We start from the raw sequence: 7,564 nt of genomic DNA on the forward strand, positions 1-7,564 counted from the left end.
GCTGTAGGTGGATTATTTATATCAATAATCGGTACACAATACATTGTAGTAGGGGGATTACTATCATTGATATTGGGTGCGGTGTGTATTTTGCTAAGAAACAACATATTTAGTCCTAGAAAACAAGTTTCTATAGAAGAAATTTAATCCTGATTTTCAAATGTGCTGTGAGATGTGGGAGGGTTGACCGCCATTTTTTTCATTCACAACTTCGTTCCATCTAGATGCTATTTGAGAAGAAGAATACTTGGTCAAAATCTAAGAAAACGTGAGCATATAAGAGAAAAGCGATTCTCCATATAGGGATGTTAGCATGGAAATGATCAAATCAAAAACATGAAATTAGAAAACCGTAAGTTACACTTTTTGGATAAAAGTAAATGAAATATAATGTCCTAGGAACGACTCACTAAATGAAAGTAAGAAATACTAGGAGAGTGACGTGAGATGAACAGTAAAGAAAGCTTTTCGAACCGGGTTGATTCATATTTGAAGTATCGCCCGAGCTATCCGAAAGAGGCTGTTGATTATTTGTACGACTACGTCGGTTTACGTTCGAACAGTAAAATAGCTGACATCGGTTCCGGTACAGGCATCTTTTCAAAACTACTTCTGGAACGCGGAAGCTATGTGATTGCGGTCGAGCCGAATCAGGCAATGCGGGTAGCCGCCGAGCAAATGTTAGAAAGCAATCCGAACTTTCAGAGTATATCAGGTTCTGCAGAATCCACTGGATTACCTGATCAGACGGTTGAGTTTATTGTCTGCTCACAAGCGTTTCACTGGTTTGATCGCTTAGCAGCGCAAACCGAGTTTCGTAGAATTCTACAGCCGGGCGGGAGAGTAATACTAATCTGGAATTCCCGTATTACAAGCGGTACTACATTTCGTGAAGAGTACGATCAACTGCTCCATACATACGGAACCGACTACGTAAAAGTTAATCATAAAAACATTTCCCAGTCGATGCTTCACTCTTTTTTCAAGGAAGGTACGATGCATGAGGTGCGATTCAGAATGAGCCAGGAGTTTGATTTCGAGGGCTTGAGAGGCCGGTTGCTATCATCTTCCTACAGTCCTGTACCTGGGCATCCCAATTACAAACCGATGATGACGGAACTGCGAAATCTATTTGCTAGGAATAATCAGGATGGTTTTGTTCTATTCGATTATGAAACTGAAATATTTTGGGGAGAAGTATAGATCAAACTTCGATTATAGAGAATCATTGTGCTAATGGAGAACGCTAAATATATTAAAACTTCTCATTAAAAGCAACTCTAGAATTATGAGGTTTAATGGGAAGCTTTATTATGAATTTAGATGAATTGTGGAGACTGTATGTAGTCGATAAGCAGATTAAGGGATTTAGTCCAAACACACTAAAAGCATACGCCTTACAGTTACAGATGCTGGTTTCTGAATTCGGCTATCCCCACGATCAGGTGCTCATTAAAGCTTCTATTTGACCCATTAATTAACGGCACTTTTTTCAAAATAATAGCCGCTGTTACTCAAATAAAGGGCAGTACAACTTAATATTGAACTTAAAAAAAGGAACATTTTATTATCGATGTGCGTCTATATTTACGTGAACAATGATCTCCAGTACAGGGAGTTAATTTCTGTTTTAACGGTCTTTTTGGAAAGGAGTGCTCGGATGAAAAATTTTGGGATTAATAGCTACCACTTTTATTTTTGATAAAAGGAGCTTTTAAGATGAAAAAGGTATTATCAGCATTTGTCATGGCATTGATTCTAATTATTACATCGTCAACTACATATGCAGCAGATACAGACTTCAAAATAAAAGTTGACGGTTTTGTTATTGCATCCGTTGTGAAACCCGAAATAAAGAACAATCGTATAATGGTGCCGTTACGTGTTATTAGTGAAAATTTGGGAGCTAAGGTCAATTGGTCAAATTCTGAAATTACACTTACTAAAAGCAAAATAAAAGTAACATTAAGACTAAACAGCAGTACAGCAGTCATAAACGGTAAAACGGTACTGCTTGATGTAAAACCATTTTTAAAAAATAATCACACAATCGTTCCACTTCGCTTTATTTCAGAAGCATTTGGCTGCACAGTCAATTACAAAAACTCCATCGTAACCGTTGATACCGAGCCATTAGTCATAGATGGTATAAAAGTGAAAGCATTGCAGCATGAATACCATATGACTATGGGTGGCGTAGAGCAACAAATCAAAGTGAATGCTTATTACGAAGCAATTTATACTATTTTTGTAGAAAACAAAGGCAGCAAGGTCGAAGCTCCAGTTGATTACTCGTGGCAGATTCAACTCGTCCAAGCTGGAGCATATTATAAAAATGCGCAATATGATTTTTTAGATCAAAAAGGGAAAAGCATCAAACGTTTTGATATTTACTCATTAATGGAATCTTATCCAGCTGGACCTTTGACAAACTCCCCAAAAGTTTTGTTGTATGACGATACGGAAAAACAATGGTATTTGTTTAGCTATACCGCAAGTCAATCTATTAATCAATTAATGGATACCGCGTCAATGAACGGTTTTCTAACGATTATCAGTAACACGGTCGCATAGACATATAAAACTCTTTTATTGTTTTACTGACGGAGAACGATAGTTGAATAATACTCAATGTTGAGCAGGTGAGTGTTAGCCTAGTATGTGTCTATCAACCATCTCTACTTCTAGTTTGAGTTCAATAACTAAAAGGAGTCTAAGAATGACAAAAACGCAACTGCTACTCGCTGTTCAACTGCTGGTTTTCGTTCTTGCCGGTTGCTCTGATAACCAGGAAGATATCGCCTCAAAGAATGACCCAACCAACGTATCTGTTTCGCCTACCCAGAATATCGAAAACACCATTGATTCTGGGGAACATTCGAAATCAAGCCAACCAAATTCAATGATCGAAAACGGCATCTCCAATTTGGAATTGACCCTGCCGAAGGGATGGAGCCTGAATATGGAAGACCACTTTGGCGCATCCCTCACCGACGAGAATGGAATCAATCTCGGAAGTGTTGTCATGTACCCGTTTACTGACGATTTCAGCTTTAAAATGTATAAGCCGAACCATAGTGAAATTACAGATGAAGAAGAAATTGATACTTCCATCGGAAGCGGCAAGCTGTATACGCTTGACGCGGACAACGGTACGGCAGCCTCAGGCCTGACCGGTACGCATGACGTCTATTTCGCAGTCATACCTATTCAAGACAAAATAATATATGTATTGGAATTCACGAAGCATGATAAAGAGGCATCTACCAAAAAACAATTTATCAGTTTACTGGACGGATTGCGGTTAAAAAAGTGAATGTCAGCCAATCTGGACCTTTTGGAAATGAAGTAATCCTTTTTATAATCAGTGGACTGTAGATCTTGGATCAAAGTACATTCATTAAATATGCTAATGGAGAACATGCAACCAATATTTCATTAAACTAACGGGCAGAAGAGTGTGGTGGGCAATTTATTATCGCTCTTTCTTATGCCAGAGTAACACATTCGCTTCACCTACAATATGATGAGTCTAGAAATCTAAAGAGGTGAGTCAATGGCAGTCGTAAAAGCAAGGCAACAGGATATTAACATGTTGGCAAGGTTGCTTCGAGCTGAAGCGGAGACCGAAGGCGAAATGGGAATGCTGCTTGTTGGAAATGTTGGCATTAACCGAATAAGAGGGAATTGCTCCGATTTTAAAAATATCCGTACAATTCCCCAAATGATCAACCAGGAGCATGCGTTCGAAGCGTTGCAACATAGTTTGTACTATCAAAATGCAAGAGACAGGGAACGCCGTCTGGCGCAACGGGCAGTGAATGGGGAGCGGAATTGGCCAGCCAAATTCTCCCTATGGTATTTCCGTCCAGGATCATTCGAAAATCCCGGTCCATGTCCGCCAACTTGGTATAATCAGCCGCTCGCAGGACGTTGGAAGAAGCACTGCTTTTATGAACCGACCGGGGAAGAATGTGAAAATATCTATAATACGTTTTAGTTTTAAAAATGCAAAGAGCTCATTAGTATCTCATAACCTGACTTGTCACAGCCATGTGTCGGTTGACAACAACTTTATCTCATTAAGTGCCGCGTAAATCGCGGCTTTTTTTGTGTTTCGTAGAATAAAGTCATTGTCGTGTTAGAAATTGAACTGACGAATAACTATAGCTTAACATTAACAAAGACAAGGCTTCCGGCATGTTAAACGGCAGCCTCGTTGAGCTAACGGCCAGGATACTTGAATTTGAATCATTTGGCGAATAATATTAGAATTAATAAATTATAATTACTTAGATACTGGAGAATGTAACAATGCAAATTCGTGAGATTGAAGAAAAGGACAATCAAACAATAGAGCGAATTATTAGACGCTCGTTGGAATCGTTTAACCTAAACATTCCGGGAACAGCATATTTTGACCCTCAACTCAGCAGTCTGGCACAATATTACAAGGAACAACCAAATTCAAAGTACTGGGTTGTAGTGAATGAACAAAACGAAGTGGTAGGCGGTGTGGGGATTGCACCTTTTGGGCGGAATCCGGGAATTTGTGAATTGCAAAAGCTATACATTACACCGGAAGCTCAAGGTATGGGTCTGTCGAATGATCTTATGAAAGTAGCACTCGACTTCGCCAAGCAACACTATACACATTGTTACTTAGAAACATTGAAGAAACTTCAAGCAGCAAACCTCCTCTACATTAAATTAGGTTTCCAACAACTTGAAAAACCATTAAATGGTTCAGAGCATAATGCTACAGACGCTTGGTTTATAAAAGATTTATCGATTATGGATTAGTGCATTATCCCGAAGGTGATGTTAGCACCTGGCTGGAGATTTTTGGGACGATAGTTCAATGAACTTCCAGATTTAATTAATTTAAAATAAAAAAAGTGATTCAGCTATTGGAACACGTTAGAGTGAAAACAATGAGTAGTCTGCCGCAGCAGCTGCTCATTGTTTTTTTTGTTACTCTTCGGTTGTTTTTCATTTTGAGGAGAATCTTACTGATCATGTGGACTACCAGGAGGCTGCGAAAATTGCCTGCTGTTCAGAATATCATTTTACACGGATGTTCTCATTTCTTGCAGGMATTACTCTGTCGGAATACATCCGCCGAAGACGCTTAACTTTGGCAGCACTCGAGCTAAGCCACAGTGACATCAAGATCATCGATGCTGCGATGAAATACGGATATACTTCGCCGGATTCCTTTGCTAGGGCTTTCCAAAGCATGCATGGAATTAATCCCTCGGAAGCCCGAATCCATGGACAGTCCCTCAAAGCCTTCCCGCGGATGACGTTTCAACTGACTATCAAAGGAGGAAGTGAAATGAATTACCGTATTGAAGACAAAGTGGCTTTTCGCATCGTAGGAATCAAAAAAAGAGTGCCAATCGTATTTCAAGGGGTGAATCCGGAGATTGCAGCGATGTTTGAAGGACTCACCCCAGAAATGATTGATAAGATTAAGAGTTATTCGAATGTTCAACCGTCAGGACTAATCAGTGCATCCACGAATTTTAGTGAAGAGCGGTTTGAGGAGAAAGGAGAGCTCGATCATTACATTGGGGCGGCCACAACGAAAGATGGAGATGGCTTCGCCCAGTTGGAGGTGCAAGCCTCTACATGGGCTGTATTCACAGTTGTCGGCCCTTTTCCGAGTGCACTTCAAGAGACCTGGGGACGTATTTATTCCGAATGGTTTCCATCTGCGGAATATGAGTTAAGTGATGGGCCGGAAATGCTCTGGCATGAGCACAAAGATGTAGCATCACCGCAATTTAAAAGCGAAATATGGATACCTATTATAAAGAAATAAGCAGCGGCAGCGTTTAATGAAGTAACGGAGAACTATAATTAAATGATACAGTGATGAGCAGGTACTACGGTAGCCTGCTCGTTTCATTATTCTAACGGGCAAGATAGTGGGATTATTCCTAGGGGAAAATGTAAGATATTAATATCATTTTTGTGAAAAAAGGGGTGATTTAGTGGTTTTATTAGGAATATTTGCAGGTCTATTTTCGATTTTTTTCTTATTTTTATTAGTTTTTGGTCTTATACAATGCAAGAAAAATCACTTCATTGCAGGCTTTTACTTCTTTCTTATTATTTTATTATTGAAGATCTATGATTTTATTGCACCTTTTACAATAAGTCGACTCATTAATTCTTATGATGCGAACCGTACTACATTACCGCTTGGAATGACATTTGGAGAGATGATCACAATACTGAATATCATCCCTAGAATCATAGAAGTTGTTGCTTTTATCTTTCTAGTTGTCGGACTGTATCGAGTGTGGAAATCTAAGACACTAAAGCTATGAAACTGAGATAATTGATTGTGCTATCGGGGAGGATCGTTTATTGAATGTGCGAAATGCTTAAAATGTTAGTTGTTTACTCAGTTTGCAAGGAGCATGATCTGATCATAAAATAAGCTTTGTTTCAAGGAGGAAAAACATGGATTACACTTTACCAATTGATGCGGCGTTAAAGGTGAAACGATGGCCTAAAGCTACAATAGCGACGGGTCGTCGTCATACCGTTGGTCTTAAATCGGACGGAACGGTGACGGCAGTGGGTGATAATAAATATGGCCAATGTGATGTGAGCGGCTGGAGCGATATTGTGGCGATTGCGGCAGGTAATGTTCATAGGGCAACGAACACAGGTAATGCGCATACAATCGGGCTTAAATCTGATGGCACGGTGGTTGCTGTGGGCGATAATGAATATGGCCAATGCGATGTAAGCAGCTGGCGTGGCATTAAACTGCCGGGCAATTAGTTTCAATTTTGATAATACATATAAAGTTTTAAGTCGGTGGCACGTCTGCGTGGAATGTTTCATGCACCCATGTGTGATAAAATTTGGGTATGATTATGGAGAAATATGAGAGAATGCAGGTGAGAGATTGAACTATATTTTCATTAAACGATTTGGAATATTAGTAGCAAGTCTTTGCATCTGGTTTATCATTCATACTACTTTCGTGATAATAGATGGGTTGAATGATGAATTGAAACCAGTTGACGCAGCTGTAGTATTAGGAAATAAAGTAGAAGTTAATGGACAGCCTTCTGAGCGGTTAAAAGCAAGATTAGATAAGTCCGTAGAGCTTTATAATGGGGGCTACTTTACTTTTATCATTGTAAGTGGCGGTATTGGTAAGGAAGGTTTCGATGAAGCAAAGGTTATGAAATTGGATTGTCAACATAAAACTGAACAACTTTTATAAGGGCATACTCCTGACTTCAACAGGAGTTAGATAATCTAGTGTTCCGTGAATCCTATGGTAATTAAACCAATGGACGTAATCATGGAGTTCGACATCAAGCTGCTCATCCGTAAGGAAGTGCACTTGGTTAGCGAATTCCGTCTTGAAGATTTTAAATGTTGCTTCTGCAACGGCATTACGTAGGGACAGCCTTTTCGGCTAAGGGATCGTGTAACGCCAAACGTTGTCAACGCTTCAGAAATGAGCTTATTATCAAACTCTCTGCCTCGATCCGTATGAAACATTTTAATACGATCTAATCTCTGTGAGATG

The 7,564-nt window shown here is 39.5% G+C and carries 6 protein-coding genes and 3 pseudogenes; 8 read left to right on the forward strand and 1 reads right to left on the reverse strand.

Annotation, left to right across the window (positions count from 1 at the left end; all coding sequences use genetic code 11):
• Nucleotides 1-447 precede the first annotated feature (447 nt).
• From AB4Z17_RS30295 to AB4Z17_RS30330, 8 genes and pseudogenes are all read left to right on the forward strand, one after another.
• Nucleotides 448-1,203 carry a class I SAM-dependent methyltransferase gene (locus AB4Z17_RS30295; protein WP_441963989.1) on the forward strand — a complete coding sequence of 252 codons (756 nt, stop codon included), beginning with the start codon at nucleotides 448-450 and terminating at the stop codon, nucleotides 1,201-1,203.
• Nucleotides 1,204-1,719: 516 nt separating this feature from the next.
• Nucleotides 1,720-2,574, forward strand: a complete 855-nt coding sequence (locus AB4Z17_RS30300) for a copper amine oxidase N-terminal domain-containing protein (RefSeq protein ID WP_441963991.1) — start codon at nucleotides 1,720-1,722, stop codon at nucleotides 2,572-2,574.
• Between the two features lie 145 nt (nucleotides 2,575-2,719).
• On the forward strand, nucleotides 2,720-3,316 hold the full coding sequence (locus tag AB4Z17_RS30305; protein WP_441963993.1) for a hypothetical protein: 597 nt from the start codon (nucleotides 2,720-2,722) through the stop codon (nucleotides 3,314-3,316).
• Between the two features lie 240 nt (nucleotides 3,317-3,556).
• Nucleotides 3,557-4,000: a cell wall hydrolase gene (locus AB4Z17_RS30310; protein ID WP_441911897.1), complete on the forward strand. Its 444-nt coding sequence runs from the start codon at nucleotides 3,557-3,559 to the stop codon at nucleotides 3,998-4,000.
• Between the two features lie 314 nt (nucleotides 4,001-4,314).
• Entirely contained in the window at nucleotides 4,315-4,803 is a 489-nt protein-coding gene (locus AB4Z17_RS30315; RefSeq protein WP_441911895.1) for a GNAT family N-acetyltransferase, read from the forward strand.
• Nucleotides 4,804-4,993: 190 nt separating this feature from the next.
• A pseudogene (locus AB4Z17_RS30320) lies at nucleotides 4,994-5,827 on the forward strand (AraC family transcriptional regulator); the annotation flags it as partial.
• Between the two features lie 647 nt (nucleotides 5,828-6,474).
• Nucleotides 6,475-6,783: pseudogene (locus AB4Z17_RS30325) on the forward strand (RCC1 domain-containing protein); the annotation flags it as partial.
• Nucleotides 6,784-6,928: 145 nt separating this feature from the next.
• Nucleotides 6,929-7,252 carry a YdcF family protein gene (locus AB4Z17_RS30330; protein ID WP_441963995.1) on the forward strand — a complete coding sequence of 108 codons (324 nt, stop codon included), beginning with the start codon at nucleotides 6,929-6,931 and terminating at the stop codon, nucleotides 7,250-7,252.
• On the opposite strand, the pseudogene AB4Z17_RS30335 reads toward AB4Z17_RS30330, so the two are convergent.
• Nucleotides 7,247-7,564 (reverse strand): annotated as a pseudogene (locus AB4Z17_RS30335) (IS3 family transposase); the annotation flags it as partial. The gene AB4Z17_RS30330 and the pseudogene AB4Z17_RS30335 sit on opposite strands and share 6 nt — an antisense overlap.

Origin of the sequence: Paenibacillus sp. TAF43_2, assembly GCF_052113545.1 — a bacterium.
GTDB lineage: Bacteria > Bacillota > Bacilli > Paenibacillales > Paenibacillaceae > Pristimantibacillus.